This window comes from Actinomadura sp. NPDC048032, assembly GCF_040653175.1.
Lineage (GTDB): Bacteria > Actinomycetota > Actinomycetes > Streptosporangiales > Streptosporangiaceae > Spirillospora > Spirillospora verrucosospora.
In genome coordinates this window covers 1-14,253 of record NZ_JBEZJP010000188.1, presented here as the reverse complement: position 1 = coordinate 14,253, position 14,253 = coordinate 1, and the positions used below count along the sequence as shown (strand labels likewise).

The window sequence follows — 14,253 nt, the reverse complement described above, 5'->3', positions numbered from 1 at the left end:
CCGCCCCGCCGCGCACTCCCCCCCCCCCCGCCCAACTCGCTGTCCGCGAAGGGCGGCGAGTTCGGCGTCGGCGGGGCGGGGCTCAGGCCGCGGCGAAGCGCACGGCGGCGACCGCGATGACCAGCGCCGCCACCGCCCAGTAGGCGCCGGAGGCGAGGGCGACCGCCCGGACGCGGCGGGCCTCGGGCAGGCCGGTGAAGGTGAGCAGCCAGGCCAGCAGCGGCAGGACGAGGATCGCGTGCATGGTCACGAAGTGCGCGGGCTTCAGCGCGGCGACCACGTGGTAGGCGGCCTGCTGGTCGCCGGACCGCACCGTGGCGACCCCGCGGGCGATCATCGCCGCGCCGGAGGCCAGCGCGAGCATCAGCGCGGCGAAGCCGGACCGGACGGCCAGCCGCATGCTCGGCGCGGTCCCCGCGTCGCGGCGGAAGGCGGCGACCGCGAGCGCGACCAGCGTGACGATCAGGATCCCGCCACCCGCCGCGAGCATCCGGGTGACGACCGTGTCGAACGCCGTCTCCTCGTTGAAGTGGGACGGCGCCCTGCGCCACGCCTGCAGGGTGATGAGGGAGACCTCCGCGACGCAGTCGGCGGCGAACACGCCGAGGATCGCGGCCCGCGCGCGGTCGCCCAGCCGGACGAACCCGCTGACCCACGCGATCGTGATGAGCGTCAGGCCGAACGAGAGCCCGAACGTGACGGGCTTGCGCCAGGAGACCGGTCCCGTCCAGGGCCCGCCGTCCACGGCGAACACCACCAGGTGCAGCAGGCCCGAGGCGATGAGCGCGGCGCCGACGGCGTAGGCGGCGCGCTCGACCCGGCGGCCGCCCGTCCAGAACGCCCCCAGGCCCCGGACGGCGGCCGCCGCCGGAAACCTGCCGCGCGAAGTCTCCACCGATCCCGCCATGACCGCTCCTCTGGAAATGAGTGAGTGCTCACCCAGTATGGGCGAGCACCCACGCGAAGACAAGCCGTGCGGTCAGCGGAGGGCGGCCTCCACGGCGGGGACGCCGATCGCGCGGCGGGTGGCCGCCCACGTCGTGGCGCCGGTCAGGGCGGCGGCGAGCGCGACGACCGCGAGGTAGGTCCACGCGTCCCCGGCCGGGACGGCGGAGTCGCGGCGGGCCAGCCCGAAGGGCACGATCGTGAACACCGAGGCGACCGTTCCGCAGGCCGCGCCGGTGACCGTCAGCACCGCCGACTCCAGCGCCACCGAGGCGAGCACCTGGCGCGGGGTCGCGCCGGCGAGCCGCGTCTGCCCGAACTCGCGGCGCCGGTGCGCGGTCGCCGCCACCAGCGTGTTGACCAGCATGATCGCCGTGAACAGCACCACCATGCCGATGACGACGAAGTTGAGCGTCTCGATGCTCTTCTGCTCGGCCGTCTTGGCCAGCCCGGCGGCCTCCATCGCCGCGTTCTCGGTGGCCTGGAGGTAGAGCGTCCCGACGGCGGTGCCGACGAACAGGATGACCGGGGTGACCGCGGACGCCAGCGCGCCCGTCCGGCGGCGCATGGTGGCGGCCGCCAGCTCGCCGGCCGCGCCGAACGCGCGCAGCGGCCGGGCCAGCAGGGACGTCGCCCGCCGCATGATCGCCGGAGCCAGCAGCGCCAGCCCGATCGCGGCGAGGATGTCGGCCTGCCCGGACGTCGCCATCACGTCGCTGCCCTTGCCGTCCATCAGCGTGACCGTGATGACCGCCTCGTCCAGCGCCAGCAGCAGGAACAGGACCGCGAAGACGATGCGCTTCCTGCTCAGCCTCCCGGTGTCCACCGCCGCGGACCGCATCGAGTCGGCGACGCCGGCGCGGGTGGCGCGCCGGGCGGTGATCAGCGCGGCGGCGGTCGCGGAGACCGTCGTGATGCCGATCCCCATCGACAGCGCGACCGGGCCGAAGCTGTGGCCGATCTCCGCGGGCACCTGGCCGGTGTCGTGCAGCAGGCCGAGCACGCCCCGGCCGGCCAGCATCCCGGGGACGATCGCGAGCAGCGCCGCGGCCACCGCCAGCACGGCCGCCTCACCGACGATCATCCGGGAGAGCTGTGCCGGGGTCGCGCCGACGCTCTTGAGCAGCGCGATCTCCGACGCCCGCTGCCGCACCGACAGGGTCAGCGTGGAGGTGACCGCGAACACCACGAGCAGCAGCCCCCAGCCGCCGACGACGTTCGCCATGACGACCAGCGTGCTCCGGGCCTCCCCGGTCGCGCCGCCCGACGCGGCGGTGTCCAGCATCGAGGCGAACGCCATGATGATCGTCGAGCCGAGGAACAGGGCGAGGAAGCTCGCCGTGAACGCGCCCGCGCGCCTGCGCAGGGAACCGATCGCCAGTGCGAACATGTCACGCCCCCGCCGTCATGCGCTGGCGCTCGACCTCGTCGGCCAGGTGCGTCATCCGCTCCGCGACGGACTCGGCGGTCGGCGCGGGCTGGTGGCCGACGATCCGCCCGTCGGCCAGGTACAGCACGGCGTCGGCGAACGACGCGGCGACCGGGTCGTGGGTCACCATCACCACCGTCTGCCCGAACGCGGCCACCGACTCGCGCAGCAGGCCGAGCACGTCGCGGGCGCTGCGGGTGTCGAGCGCGCCGGTCGGCTCGTCGGCGAACAGCACCCGCGGCCGGGCCAGCAGCGCCCGCGCGATCGCCACCCGCTGCTGCTGCCCGCCGGACAGCTCCGCGGGCAGGTGCCCGAGCCGCTCGCCGAGGCCCACCCGCTCGAGGACGGCCCGCGCCCGGTCCTTGTCGACCTTGCGGCCGGCGAGCTTCAGCGGCAGCACCGTGTTCTGCACGACCGACAGCGTCGGCAGCAGGTTGAACTGCTGGAAGACGAAACCGATCCGCTCCCGCCGGAACTTCGTCAGCTCCGCCTCCCCGTCGCCCGTCAGCTCCGCGCCGTCGACGAAGACGCGGCCCCCGGTCGGACGGTCCAGGCCCGCGGCGCACTGGAGCAGCGTGCTCTTGCCGGACCCGGACGGGCCCATGACCGCGGTGAACGACCCGGTCGGCAGCGACAGCGACACCCCGTCCAGCGCGACGACCCGGTTGCCCTCGGGGCCGTACACCCGGCGCACGTTCTCCAGCCGGAGCGCCTCACCCGGGGCCTGGCGCCCCGGTTCCGGTCCCCTGCGTCCGAACATCGTCCTCACCTCCGCCCGGGCGCCCCCTCGCGGAGCGCCTCCGGACACGAAACTACGGACGCGCGGGGCCGGCGAGGATGGGTCCAGCACTCCGATCGGGGTAGGCAAAACCCCACCATCGCCCGGCCCCGGTCTCGCCCGCGGCGTGCCGTGACGGTTAGAGTCGCCCGTGGTGCGCCGGGAAGTCTGGTCGGCAGGTCCCGTCATCCGCATGCCGTCCGGGAGGTTCCGTGCAGGCCACCGCCGCGATCGTCATCTTCGTCTGCGCGTACGTTCTGATCGCGTCGGAGAAGGTGCACCGGACGGCGGTGGCGCTCGGCGGCGCGGGCCTGATGCTCCTGCTGCACATCACCGACGCCCGAGGCGCCTTCTTCTCCTCCGAGTCAGGGATCGACTGGAACGTCATCTTCCTGCTGCTCGGCATGATGGTCATCGTCTCGGTGCTGCGCCGGACGGGCGTGTTCGAGTACGTGGCGATCTGGGCCGCCAAGCGCGCGCGGGGACGCCCCTACCGGCTCATGGTGATGCTGGTCGTGCTCACGGCGGGGGCGTCGGCGCTGCTCGACAACGTCACCACCGTCCTGCTGGTCGCGCCCGTGACGTTCCTCGTCTGCGAGCGGCTCGCCCTCGCGCCCGAGCCGTACCTCATCGCCGAGGTCATGGCGTCCAACATCGGCGGCACCGCGACCCTCGTCGGCGACCCGCCCAACATCATCATCGCCAGCCGGGGCGGCCTGTCGTTCAACGACTTCCTGGTCCACCTGGCCCCGCTGGTCGTGGTGCTGATGATCGTGTTCTGCGTGCTGTGCCGGTGGCTGTTCCGCTCGGCGTTCCGCTACGACCCGGAGCTCGCCGCCGAGGTCATGGAGCTGGAGGAGCGGGAGGCCATCACCGACCGCCGCCTGCTCGCGCAGGGACTCGCCGTCCTCGCCGTCGTGATCGCGGCGTTCGTGCTGCACCCCGTCCTGCACTACGAGCCGTCCGTGGTGGCGCTGCTCGGCGCCGGTCTGCTCGTCGCCGCGACCAAGGTGACGACCGAGGAGGCGCTCAGCGAGGTCGAGTGGCCCACGCTGGTGTTCTTCGCCGGCCTGTTCGTGATGGTCGGCGGCCTCGTCGAGACCGGCGTCATCGGCGAGATCTCCCGGGCGGCGGCGGACGCCACCGACGGCCGCCTCGGCGTGGCCGCGATGCTGCTGCTGTGGGCGTCCGCCGGGCTGTCGGCGATCGTGGACAACATCCCCTACGTGGCGACGATGAGCCCGATCGTCTCCGACCTCGTCCAGCAGCACCCCGGCACGGACGGGCACGTGCTGTGGTGGGCCCTCGCCCTCGGCGCCGACCTCGGCGGGAACGCCACCGCCGTCGGGGCCAGCGCCAACGTGGTCGTCCTCGGCATCGCCGCCCGCAACGGCACGCCCATCAGCTTCTGGCGCTTCACCCGCTACGGCATCGTCGTCACCCTCGTGACGGTCGCCCTGGCCACCCCGTACCTCTGGCTCCGCTACCTGTGAGGGTCAGCGCCCCGTCCGGGAGGATGGGGGGATGGACGAGGTGCCTGAGGACTGGGAACGCGCGCTCGCGATCGTGGCGCACCCCGACGACCTGGAGTACGGGACGTCGGCGGCGGTCGCCAAGTGGACGGGGCAGGGCAAGACCGTGACGGAGGTGCTGGCCACCCGCGGGGAGGCCGGGATCGACTCGATGGACCCCGCCGAGGTGCGGCGGATCCGCAGCGCCGAGCAGGTCGAGGCGGCGCGGATCGTCGGCGTCCGCGAGGTCGAGTTCCTCGACCTGCCGGACGGCACGCTGGAGTACGGGCTGCCGCTGCGGCGCACGCTCGCCGCGGCGATCCGGCGGCACCGGCCCGAGGTGGTGCTGTCCATCAACTTCCGCGAGACCTTCCCCGGCGGCGGCTTCAACATGGCCGACCACCGGGCCCTCGGCCTCGCGGTCGCGGACGCGGTCCGGGACGCGGCCAACCGGTGGGTGTTCCGCGACCTCGGCCTCGAACCGTGGCGGGGCGTCCGGTTCGCGCTGTTCGGCGGGTCGCCGCAGCCCACCCACTACGTGGACGTCACCGGCCATCTGCGGACCGGCATCGACTCGCTGCTCGCGCACCGCGTGTACTTCGCCGAACTCGGCGCCGGGTTCGACGCGGAGGCGTTCCTCACCGGCGCGGCCGAGGCGGGCGGGAAGCAGGCGGGCGTCGAGCACGCGATGACGTTCGAGATGATCGAGAGTTAGCGGCGGGCGTTGGGCCGCTTGCCCTTGTTGTGCTTGCTCCGCTTGCGGGCCCGGCGTTTGCGCGTCTTCTTCGACATGCACTGATTGACCGCCCGGAGGCCGGTGCAGGGCAAGCGATGGGCCGGGCGCAGACGCCGCGAACCCGTCCGGCCGCACGTCCGAAAAGCGTGCGGCCGGACGGGTCCGGTGTGCGTGCGGTCAGCGGACCTCGGTGATCTCGGGGCCGCGCTCGAAGGGGTCGAAGGTCTCCACGGCCCCCTCCTCGCCGTCCTCGCCGGCCTCGCTGAACTCCTGCGGGATCTGCAGTTCCAGCAGCTCGCGGGGCGGCATCGGGGCGTCGCCGCGGTGCACCACCACGCCGCGCAGCACGTCCTCCAGGACCTGCCACTGCTCCTCGTCCTCGATCGCGGCGCCCTGCACCACGGCCTGCAGGAACCAGCGGGGGCCGTCCACGCCGAGGAAACGGATGATCTGCGGCGCCCAGCCCTGCTCGACGAACTCCGCCGGGATCTGCTCGCGGACCTCCGGCGGCATCTCGGCGAGGACCTCCTCGGTCAGCGCCGCCGGGACCATCGCCAGCAGTTCGGAGCCGAACGGGCCCTCGCCCTCCTGGGTCTGGCCCTGCGCCTCCTCCTGGATGTCCTTGGCGGTCTCGCGGCGCACGTCGTCCCAGATGCCGCTGCGCTTCGGCGCGGCGAACACCTGGAGCTGCATGGCGCTCTCCTCGTACTGCACCAGCACGGCGACGGGGCGCCCGTCCAGCGGGTTGCCCTCCTCGTCGACCTGGGTCGCCTCGAAGTTGACCTGGAAGCCCAGCCCCGGCGCCACCGGCACCTGGAGGGCCCCGAAGTCGAGCCGCTGCAGCTCGGGGAAGGAGTCCTCGGAATCCCACGGGCCGCCCGCCGCCGATTCCGCCTTGGCCGACCCCGCCTCGGCGGGAGCCTCCTCGGCGGTCTCCGCCGGCTCCTCGGTCACCTCGGGACCCTCAGCGGGCTCCTCGGCCTGCCGGCGACGTCCAAAAGCCACGACTCACGCTCCTTCTCTACTGTGCTCGTTGTCCCCGGATCGCGGGGCAGGGCCGAATCCGCCGGTGGAGCCGAACCCGCCGGTTCCGCGCGCCGATCCGGGAAGCTCGGTGACCTCGTGGAACACCGCGTGCTCGACCCGCTGGACGACCATCTGCGCGATGCGGTCTCCGCGCCGCAGTCTCACCGTGGCGCGGGGGTCGGTGTTCAGCAGGGTCACCTTGATCTCACCCCGATAGCCGGCGTCGACCGTACCGGGTGCGTTGACGATGGTCACCCCCAACTTAGCGCCCAATCCGGACCGGGGGTGAATGAAAGCCGCGTAGCCGTCCGGCAGGGCGATCGCCATCCCGGTGGGGACGACGGCGCGCTCCCCCGGCGGCAGTTCCACGTCGGCGGCCGCGACCAGATCGGCGCCCGCGTCGCCCGCGTGGGCGTACCGGGGCAGGGGCAGCTCCGGATCCAGCCGCCGGACCAGCACATCGACCTTGCTCACGGGCTCCACCTCACGCGCCTACCTGCCGGAGAACCACACGACCCTATCCAGGGCGCCGGGGACGGCCGCCGCTGAAACGCCGCTGCCGCGCGAGTCCGGCAGTTGACCCTACCCGGTCCCGGGCGTGACCACTTCCGGAAGGTTTGACCCTGAAGCGAAGTATCACGCGTAGCGTCGCAATTGTTACCCGCGGCGTTTCTGTGGGGCGCGTCCCCCGGGAAGGGGGCGGCATGGGAAAACCGGGAGAGGGCACACGGGGGCAGAGCGCGGGGGGCCGGAGCGTCACCCACCGCTCGCTGGACGGGGTGCGGGTCCGGCTCGCCGGCGACCACGACCTGCGGCGGCCGTGCACGTCGGTGGCGCGGATCGCCGACGGCGGGCGGCTCCACGAGATCTCCAGCGGCACCCGCGAGGACGCGCTGGCCTGGGCCGCCGACATCGGGGTCGACCGCTTCGAGCAGGAGTTCCGCGTCCAGGGCGGCCGGCTGCGGGTCGGCGGGACGGCGACCCGCGACGCCGAGACGGGCCTCAGCGACCCCGTCCTCGCGGCCGTGTGGGAGGGGCGCCGCCACGCGGTGTTCACGCACCTCTACCACGGGCGCCCCGCGGACGCGGTCGCCTTCTTCGGCACCCTGCGCCTGACCGAGCACGAGGACGGGGTCACCGCCGTCCCGCGCGGCCGGGCCAGGCGCCCCGAGCCCGCCGAGATGGTCAAGGAGGTGCCGGGGATCGGCCTCCTGGAGATCACCGCGCTGACCACGGTGACGCGCAGGCGGCTCCCGCCGTGGCGCGGCGCCCCGGTCGCGGGCGGCGAGCTGTTCCGCGACACCGTGGAGGGCCAGGGCCCCTACTTCCTGCTGGCGCTGGCGTCGCTGCTGGTGACCGTGCTGCCCGAGGAGGACCGGGTCCGCGACGTCCCGCGCCGGCTCGCGGGGCTGGCGGTCGAGGCGGTCCGGTGACCGGACTCCTCGCCGGGATCGCCGCCGTCACCGTCCCGCTCGTCCTGCTGGCGTCGCTGGCCGGGCAGGTCAGGCGCCCGGCGGCGCTGGCCGCCGCGGTGCGGGCGCACCGGGTGCTGCCGCCCGCCCTCGCCGGCGCGGCCGCGGCGGCCGTGATCGCCGCGGAGGCGCTGATCGGCGTCGCCGGGGCGGCGGCGCCGCTGCTCCGGCTCGACGGCCCGGCGCGCGCGGCCGGCGGGGCGGCGGCCGCCCTGCTGGCCCTGTACGCGGTCTACGCGGCGCACGTGGCGCGCACCCGGCGCGGCGTCCCCTGCGGATGCGGCGGCGCGGGCACGCCGATGACCGGCTGGGTCGCGGGACGGGCCGCCGCCCTCGCCGCGCTCGCCCTCGCCGGCGCCCTGCTCGGGCCTCCGTCCGGGGCCACCCTGTACGAGTCGTCCGTGGAGATCGTCGCGGGCCTGGGGTTCGCCGTCCTCCTGTGGACGCTCCCGCACGCCATGACCGAGGAGAGGAGGACGGCCGGATGAGCTTCCAGAACAGCGCGCTCCTGCTGTCATGGGCGGCGATCCTGCTGCTCGCCCTGGTGGTCGCCGGGCTCGTCCGGCAGGTCCACGCGCTCGGCCGGGGAGCCGCCCGGCCCGCCGGGCTCGGCCCCGCGCCCGGCGCGCCCGCCCCCGCCTTCGACCGGCTCGGGCCCGGCCTGCTGCTGTTCCTGGACCGCGAGTGCGGCGTGTGCGCGGACGTCCTCGCCGCCGTCCCGGCCGGACGGCCGCTGCACGCGATCTTCGCGGGGCCGCCGCCCGGCGAGCCCGCGCCTCCCGGCGTGACCGTGCTGGCCGGCGAGCAGGACGGCCTGTTCGCCGACTACCGCGTCCCCGCGACCCCGTTCGCCGTGCTGGTCGGCGCGGACGGGCGCGTGCGGGCCGCCGAGCCCGTCGGCTCCCCCGAAGCCCTCCGCGCCCTCACCCTGGAGGCGGCACGATGATCGAACTCGAAGACGTCCCGCCGCTGCGCGGCCCCCGCCTGGCCGGGGCGCAGCGCGTCCGGCGGCGCCCGGCGCCCGCGGACGGGCCGCGGTTCCGGCCGGTGCGGCGCAGCGTCCTCACCGGGCTCGCCGCCGCGGGCGCCACCGCCGGGCTGAAGGCCCTCGGCGTCTTCCCGCCCGCGCGCGAGGCGCTCGCCTCGGGTTTCCAGCTGGTCGGCTACTACGACATCTATCCGCGGTGTCCGTCGTACGCGGCCAACCACAACTGCTCCCCCGGCTGCGGGCCCAGCCTCGTGTGCAGCGTGTGCTGCCGGACGAGCGGGAAGTACAAGGGCTTCCACAAATCGGGAGTCTCGGATCCCGGCCGCTACAAGCTGCGCCCCAACCAGTGCTACGGCGGCGGCTACGACGGCTGGCTCTGGGCCTACGCCAAGAGCTGCGGCAGCTGCAAGAAGGGCGTCACCTGGCGCTGCCATGACGGCTGGAAGAAGTCCAAGAAGGGCAACTGGTACAAGACCATCTGCCGCAAGGCGATGGCGTGCAAGAACTGACCGCGGGACGGCTGCGGCGGGGCACGACCGACCCGCTCCTCCCCGTCGCCGCCCTCGCGCTCCTGTCGGTGGCGGCCGCCGCCCTGGACGCCGCCGTCCTGTGCTGGGCGTCGATCGGCGCGCTCGCCGGATTCTCGCTGTCGGGCAGCGTCTGAACGCGCAACAGCGAATCCGTGCTGTTCTCGCCAGGTTGGCGGGCCCCCGTACGGCAGGGCGAGGTCCTGGCCGTCTTCACCCTCGGGCTCCTGCTCGGAGGCACGCTCACCGCGACGGTGATCTGGCTGCTGTCCGGCCTCTCCGCACCGCTTCCGCCGGGCGTCCGCACCGCCGCGATCCTGGCCCTCGCCGCGCTGGGGGCCGCGCGCGAAGCCGGACTGGTCCGCGTCCCGCTCCCCCAGAACGCCCGCCAGATCCCCCAGGACGTGCTGCAGGTCCACCTCCGCAGGGGCGCCCTCCAGTTCGGCTTCGAACTCGGGACCGGCGTCCGCACCTACGTGTCCGCCACGGCCCCCTACGTCCTGGCCCTGGGCCTGCTCCTGATCCACGAAGACCCGCTCACGACCGTGCTGACCGGCACGGCCTTCGGCGCCGGGCGTGCGCTGAGCGCCCTCCTCACCTACCTGGCCCGCGACGAGGACCGGGACGCCGCGATGACCGTCCGCATGCCGCCCGTGAAGACCGCGGCGGCGCTCGCGTCGCTGTCCGCCCTCGCCCTCCTGCTGCTGTGACCGGAAGCCGGTCGATCGTCATCGCGCCGCCGTGGCAGACTGATCGCATCTCGCCGCCGCGCACCGGAAAGAGGCTCGTCGTGCTCTGGTCACTGCTGGTCTTCGCGCTGCTGCGCGGGTTCGCGGTGGCCGAATGGGCCGGGTCGGCGCCGGGGCAGTCGGTGCTGGTCACGCTGGGCGCGCTGACCGTGGCCGGGCTCCTGGTGCTCGCGGCGGTGCGGGTCCGCGCGGCGCACCCGGGCCTGGGAGCGGCGCGGGCGCGGGTGCGGACGACCTTGCGGGACAGGACGCTGCGGACCGCCTTCCTCCCGCAGCGGGACCCGGACGCGGCGGGACGGCCCCGCCCGCGAGCGCCCGGAACGGGGATCGCGGCCGCCTGAGCGCGGCCGGAACGCCACCGATCCCCTCGTTCCGGAAGGTTCTTCTCTCATGTTCGACATTCCCGTCTCCATCGCCGCCGTCCTCGTGGGCGGTCTCGCGGACGCCCTCGACCCGGTGGCCGGCGGCCTGGCCACCGCGCTGGCGATCGTCCTGTTCACCGCCGGGGTGCGGCTGGCGCTCGTCCCGCTGGCGGTCTCGGCCGCCAGGGGCGAGCGGGCGCGCACCCGGCTCATGCCCAAGGTCCAGGCGCTCCAGAAGGAGCACGCGAAGGACCCGCGGCGGCTCCAGCGGGAGATGGCCGCGCTGTACGAGGCGGAGGGCGCCACACCGGTGGCCGGCTGCCTGCCGATGGTCGCGCAGATCCCGTTCTTCATGGTCATGTACCGCCTGTTCGTGTCCGCGACGGTCGCCGGGCACCAGAACCTGCTGCTCGCGCACACGCTGCTCGCGGCGCCGCTCGGGCAGAACTGGATCGGCGTCCTCGGCGGCGGCCTCCTCGCGCCGCCCTCGCTCGTCTTCCTCGGCCTGTTCGCGCTGCTCGCGGTCGTCGCGGTGGTGACGTCGCGGCGGGTCACCGCCGAGGGGCCGATGGGCGCCGTCGCGCGGCTGGCGCCGTTCGGGACGGTCGCCGTGGCGGCGTTCCTGCCGCTGGCGGCGGGGCTGTACCTGCTGACGTCCGGGGCGTGGACGGCCGCGGAGCGGGCCGTCCTGCACCGCCGGACCCCGGCGGCGGCCTGATCGGTCTTGACGGGGGTCCGGACGGCTGGGTTCGATGGCAACCGAACGGCGTTCTGACTACCGAGGACGGTGCGCGGTGACGACGACGGCACGGGCGACGCAGGACGACCTGTCCGATCTGGCCTTCTGGACCCTCCCCCCGGACCGGCGGACGGCGGCGTTCGCGCGGCTGCGCGAGCGCGAGCGCCCGGCGTTCTTCCCCGAGCTCAAGCTGCCGTTCATCCGGACCGGGCCGGGCTACTACGCCCTCACCCGGCACGCGGACGTGGTGGAGGCCAGCCGGACGCCGGAGGTGTTCAGCAGCGAGCCCTGCTCGAACAGCATCGCCGACCTGCCCCGGTACATGGCCCGCTACTTCGGCTCGATGATCAACATGGACGACCCGCGGCACGCCAAGATCCGCAGGATCGTGTCGCGGGCGTTCACCCCGCGCGTCCTCGCCAAGCTGGAGACCGACCTGCAGGCGACCGCGACGCGGATCGTCGACGACCTGGAGCGCAAGGGGTCGGCCGACTTCGTCACCGACGTCGCGGCGCGGCTGCCCGTGCAGGTCATCTGCGACATGATGGGCATCCCCGAGCAGGTGCGCCCGATGGTGTACGACCGGACGAACACCATCCTCGGGCTCGGCGACCCGGAGTACACCGGCGGCCGGGACGTGACCCGCGAGGGCATCACCCGGATCGGCGTCCTGTACGGGCTGCTCATGGCGATGTCCGCCGGGTACGAGCTGAACCACCTGGCGATGAAGCTCGCCCGCAGGCGCCGCCGGCACCCCGGCGACGACCTCGTGTCGCGGCTGGTCTCGGCGAACGTGGACGGCGAGTCGCTCACCGATCAGGAGATCGGCTCGTTCTTCATCCTGCTCGTCGTGGCCGGCAATGAGACGACCCGCAACGCGATGACGCACGGGCTGAAGCTGTTCACCGACAACCCCGAGCAGCGGGCGCTGCTGATGGAGGACTTCGACGCCCGCATCCCCGGGGCGGTCGAGGAGATCGTCCGGATGGCGACGCCGGTCATCCAGTTCCGCCGGACCGTCACCCGCGACCACGAGATGAACGGCCAGCGGTACCGGGCGGGCGACAAGGTCCTGCTGTTCTACAACTCCGCGAACCGCGACGCGGAGGTGTTCACGGACCCGGACGTCTTCGACATCACCCGCTCCCCCAACCCGCACGTCGGGTTCGGCGGCCCCGGCCCGCACTTCTGCCTGGGCGCGAACCTGGCCCGGCAGGAGATCACGGTGATGTTCCGGGAGCTGTTCACCCGCGTCCCGGGCATCCGGGCGAGCGGGGAGCCCCAGATGCTCTACTCCAACTTCATCAACGGCATCAAGCACCTGCCCTGCACGCTGTGAGCGGCCCTGTCAGCGGCCCTGTGAGCGACATGGCTCAGGACGCCCGGCCGCCCGCGGCCCGCGCCGCGGGCGACGAGGCGAGGTAGTCGAGCGCCCGCTGCGTCGAGCACGCGCGGGACGGGTGGTAGTCGCGCCGCAGGTAGGCGCGCCCCGCGGAGATCATGAACCGGTTGCTGGGGAACAGCCCGCGCCGCACCGCCCGCCGGTAGTCGCGGATCCGCGGGCGGACGCCCTTCAGCGTCGGGTCGGCCCGGCACAGGAACACCGCCCCGGCGTACACCATCAGCGGCAGCGCGAGGACGCCGAGGAAGAACGCGATGAACCGCATCCAGTACCGCCCGGCCACATGCTGGTAGACGTCGAACGCGACGGACCGGTGCTCGACCTCCTCGGCGCCGTGCCAGCGCAGCAGGTCCATCATCGTCGGATCGGCGCCGGCCTCGTCCAGCTCGCGGGCGTCCAGGATCCACTGCCCGAGCACCGCCGTGTAGTGCTCGATGCCCGCGATGACGCCGATCCGGACGAACAGCCAGCGCTTGCGGGGCAGGAACGGGATCCAGCACCGGTCGCCGAGGATCCGCCGGAACACCCACTCGATCCGGTCGGTGAGCGGGCGCGGATCGAGGCCCTGCTCCCGCATCTGCCGGTCCAGGACGCCCTGGTGGGAGTAGGCGTGCACGGCCTCCTGGCCCATGAAGCCCTTGACCTCGCGGTAGAGGCGCTCGTCGTCGCGGACGAGCGGGAGCGCCTCCTTGTAGACGTGCACGAACCACCGCTCCCCCGCGGGCAGCAGCAGGTGCAGGACGTTGATGAAGTGCGTGGCGACCGGCTCGCCCGGGATCCAGTGCAGCGGCGTGTCCGCCCAGTCGAACCGCACCCGGCGCGGGGCGATCACGGGGTGCCGCTCGTCGATCTCGCTCATCCCGTGTCCCTCCCGCGCCGCGCGGACCGTTCGCGCCGTCCCGCGCGGCGGCATCCAATTAGACTGCCGATCTAATATGTGGAGTGCGCCGGATCCGCGTCAAGACCCGGCCGGGGTGATCTACGTCGCGGGGGCCAGCACGACGTCGACGGTGAGCGCGGCGGGGGCGTCCTCCAGGGTCAGGTCGGCGATCCGCCCGGCCGCGGCCAGGTCGGGACGCGCGATCCGCGTCACCTGCGAGCCGCGCACGACCGCGCGGGAGACGTCGGCGCGCATCGACGCCCTGGCCTCCGACTTGGCCTTGCGGACCTGCCGGAGCGCCTCGCCCGTGGCCGCGAGGACGGCCGGGTCGCCGCCCGGCGGCAGCTCGGCGGCGGACGGCCACGGGGCCGTGTGCACCGACCCGCGCCGCCACCACGACCAGACCTCCTCGGTCACGAACGGCAGGACGGGCGCGAACAGGCGGAGCAGCACCGACAGCGCGGTGCGCAGCGCCGCCCGCGCGGACAGCGCCTGCGGCCCGTCCCCGTAGGCGCGGGCCTTGACCAGCTCCAGGTAGTCGTCGCAGAACTCCCAGAAGAACCGCTCGGTGCGCTCAAGAGCGCGCGCGTAGTCGTAGCCCTCGAACGCCTCCGTCGCCTCCTCGACGACCCCGGCCAGCGCCGCCAGCATCGCCTTGTCCAGCGGCTCGGTGACCGGTGCGTCCGGGGCCGCCTCGCCGAGCCCGAGC

Annotated in this window: 18 protein-coding genes; 11 read left to right on the top strand and 7 right to left on the bottom strand. The window is 74.0% G+C overall.

Going from position 1 to position 14,253, the window contains the following annotated elements; translation table 11 throughout:
* Nucleotides 1-82: 82 nt before the first annotated feature.
* The 3 genes from AB0C69_RS23440 to AB0C69_RS23430 all read right to left on the bottom strand — a co-directional run bounded on the left by AB0C69_RS23440 (nt 83) and on the right by AB0C69_RS23430 (nt 3,134).
* Nucleotides 83-907, bottom strand: a complete 825-nt coding sequence (locus AB0C69_RS23440; RefSeq protein ID WP_360356885.1) for a hypothetical protein — start codon at nt 905-907, stop codon at nt 83-85.
* A 72-nt stretch (nt 908-979) separates the two neighbouring features.
* Nucleotides 980-2,335 (bottom strand): FtsX-like permease family protein, encoded by a 1,356-nt coding sequence (locus tag AB0C69_RS23435; protein ID WP_360356882.1) that lies wholly within the window; start codon nt 2,333-2,335, stop codon nt 980-982.
* A gap of 1 nt (nt 2,336) precedes the next feature.
* Nucleotides 2,337-3,134 carry an ABC transporter ATP-binding protein gene (locus AB0C69_RS23430; RefSeq protein WP_345184808.1) on the bottom strand — a complete coding sequence of 266 codons (798 nt, stop codon included), beginning with the start codon at nt 3,132-3,134 and terminating at the stop codon, nt 2,337-2,339.
* A 230-nt stretch (nt 3,135-3,364) separates the two neighbouring features.
* On the opposite strand from AB0C69_RS23430, the gene AB0C69_RS23425 reads away from it, so the two are divergent.
* Complete coding sequence (locus tag AB0C69_RS23425; protein ID WP_345184806.1) at nt 3,365-4,645, top strand: ArsB/NhaD family transporter; 1,281 nt, start codon at nt 3,365-3,367, stop codon at nt 4,643-4,645.
* 31 nt (nt 4,646-4,676) lie between these two features.
* On the top strand, nt 4,677-5,378 hold the full coding sequence (locus AB0C69_RS23420; RefSeq protein WP_360356878.1) for a PIG-L deacetylase family protein: 702 nt from the start codon (nt 4,677-4,679) through the stop codon (nt 5,376-5,378).
* 198 nt (nt 5,379-5,576) lie between these two features.
* Here the strand turns inward: AB0C69_RS23420 and AB0C69_RS23415 are convergent, their stop codons facing one another.
* Together AB0C69_RS23415 and dut are read right to left on the bottom strand one after the other, a co-directional pair.
* Nucleotides 5,577-6,404 (bottom strand): DUF3710 domain-containing protein, encoded by an 828-nt coding sequence (locus tag AB0C69_RS23415; protein ID WP_353834220.1) that lies wholly within the window; start codon nt 6,402-6,404, stop codon nt 5,577-5,579.
* 3 nt (nt 6,405-6,407) lie between these two features.
* Entirely contained in the window at nt 6,408-6,908 is a 501-nt protein-coding gene (gene dut, locus AB0C69_RS23410) for a dUTP diphosphatase (protein ID WP_360356875.1), read from the bottom strand.
* Nucleotides 6,909-7,129: 221 nt separating this feature from the next.
* Between dut and AB0C69_RS23405 the strand changes: the two genes are divergently transcribed.
* The 9 genes from AB0C69_RS23405 to AB0C69_RS23365 all read left to right on the top strand — a co-directional run bounded on the left by AB0C69_RS23405 (nt 7,130) and on the right by AB0C69_RS23365 (nt 12,601).
* Nucleotides 7,130-7,858, top strand: coding sequence for a hypothetical protein (locus AB0C69_RS23405; RefSeq protein WP_360356872.1), 729 nt, complete (start codon nt 7,130-7,132; stop codon nt 7,856-7,858).
* Nucleotides 7,855-8,385, top strand: a complete 531-nt coding sequence (locus AB0C69_RS23400; protein ID WP_360356869.1) for a MauE/DoxX family redox-associated membrane protein — start codon at nt 7,855-7,857, stop codon at nt 8,383-8,385. The genes AB0C69_RS23405 and AB0C69_RS23400 overlap by 4 nt, the downstream gene beginning before the upstream one ends.
* Nucleotides 8,382-8,843 carry a hypothetical protein gene (locus AB0C69_RS23395; protein ID WP_345178477.1) on the top strand — a complete coding sequence of 154 codons (462 nt, stop codon included), beginning with the start codon at nt 8,382-8,384 and terminating at the stop codon, nt 8,841-8,843. The genes AB0C69_RS23400 and AB0C69_RS23395 overlap by 4 nt, the downstream gene beginning before the upstream one ends.
* Nucleotides 8,840-9,394 carry a hypothetical protein gene (locus AB0C69_RS23390; RefSeq protein ID WP_360356866.1) on the top strand — a complete coding sequence of 185 codons (555 nt, stop codon included), beginning with the start codon at nt 8,840-8,842 and terminating at the stop codon, nt 9,392-9,394. Before AB0C69_RS23395 ends, AB0C69_RS23390 begins: the two co-directional genes overlap by 4 nt.
* Nucleotides 9,382-9,549 carry a hypothetical protein gene (locus AB0C69_RS23385; RefSeq protein ID WP_360356863.1) on the top strand — a complete coding sequence of 56 codons (168 nt, stop codon included), beginning with the start codon at nt 9,382-9,384 and terminating at the stop codon, nt 9,547-9,549. Before AB0C69_RS23390 ends, AB0C69_RS23385 begins: the two co-directional genes overlap by 13 nt.
* Before the next feature lie 18 nt (nt 9,550-9,567).
* A complete protein-coding gene (locus tag AB0C69_RS23380; protein WP_360356860.1) occupies nt 9,568-10,122 on the top strand; it encodes a hypothetical protein in 555 nt (184 codons plus the stop codon).
* Nucleotides 10,119-10,502 carry a DUF6412 domain-containing protein gene (locus AB0C69_RS23375; protein WP_360356857.1) on the top strand — a complete coding sequence of 128 codons (384 nt, stop codon included), beginning with the start codon at nt 10,119-10,121 and terminating at the stop codon, nt 10,500-10,502. Before AB0C69_RS23380 ends, AB0C69_RS23375 begins: the two co-directional genes overlap by 4 nt.
* Before the next feature lie 49 nt (nt 10,503-10,551).
* On the top strand, nt 10,552-11,241 hold the full coding sequence (gene yidC, locus AB0C69_RS23370; RefSeq protein ID WP_360356854.1) for a membrane protein insertase YidC: 690 nt from the start codon (nt 10,552-10,554) through the stop codon (nt 11,239-11,241).
* 76 nt (nt 11,242-11,317) lie between these two features.
* Nucleotides 11,318-12,601: a cytochrome P450 gene (locus AB0C69_RS23365; RefSeq protein WP_360356851.1), complete on the top strand. Its 1,284-nt coding sequence runs from the start codon at nt 11,318-11,320 to the stop codon at nt 12,599-12,601.
* Between the two features lie 34 nt (nt 12,602-12,635).
* On the opposite strand, the gene AB0C69_RS23360 is transcribed toward AB0C69_RS23365, so the two are convergent.
* On the bottom strand, nt 12,636-13,523 hold the full coding sequence (locus AB0C69_RS23360; RefSeq protein ID WP_360356848.1) for a metal-dependent hydrolase: 888 nt from the start codon (nt 13,521-13,523) through the stop codon (nt 12,636-12,638).
* Between the two features lie 120 nt (nt 13,524-13,643).
* Nucleotides 13,644-14,253 (bottom strand): class I tRNA ligase family protein (locus AB0C69_RS23355; protein ID WP_360356845.1); only part of this gene is annotated, 610 nt, incomplete at its 5' end.

Excerpts from the sequence above, each read along its gene's own strand:
- AB0C69_RS23440 (WP_360356885.1), bottom strand. The coding sequence starts at position 907 with ATGGCGGGATCGGTGGAGACTTCGCGCGGCAGGTTTCCGGCGGCGGCC.
- AB0C69_RS23435 (WP_360356882.1), bottom strand. The coding sequence starts at position 2,335 with ATGTTCGCACTGGCGATCGGTTCCCTGCGCAGGCGCGCGGGCGCGTTC.
- AB0C69_RS23430 (WP_345184808.1), bottom strand. The coding sequence starts at position 3,134 with ATGTTCGGACGCAGGGGACCGGAACCGGGGCGCCAGGCCCCGGGTGAG.
- AB0C69_RS23420 (WP_360356878.1), top strand. The coding sequence starts at position 4,677 with ATGGACGAGGTGCCTGAGGACTGGGAACGCGCGCTCGCGATCGTGGCG.
- AB0C69_RS23405 (WP_360356872.1), top strand. The coding sequence starts at position 7,130 with ATGGGAAAACCGGGAGAGGGCACACGGGGGCAGAGCGCGGGGGGCCGG.
- AB0C69_RS23395 (WP_345178477.1), top strand. The coding sequence starts at position 8,382 with ATGAGCTTCCAGAACAGCGCGCTCCTGCTGTCATGGGCGGCGATCCTG.
- AB0C69_RS23390 (WP_360356866.1), top strand. The coding sequence starts at position 8,840 with ATGATCGAACTCGAAGACGTCCCGCCGCTGCGCGGCCCCCGCCTGGCC.
- yidC (WP_360356854.1), top strand. The coding sequence starts at position 10,552 with ATGTTCGACATTCCCGTCTCCATCGCCGCCGTCCTCGTGGGCGGTCTC.
- AB0C69_RS23360 (WP_360356848.1), bottom strand. The coding sequence starts at position 13,523 with ATGAGCGAGATCGACGAGCGGCACCCCGTGATCGCCCCGCGCCGGGTG.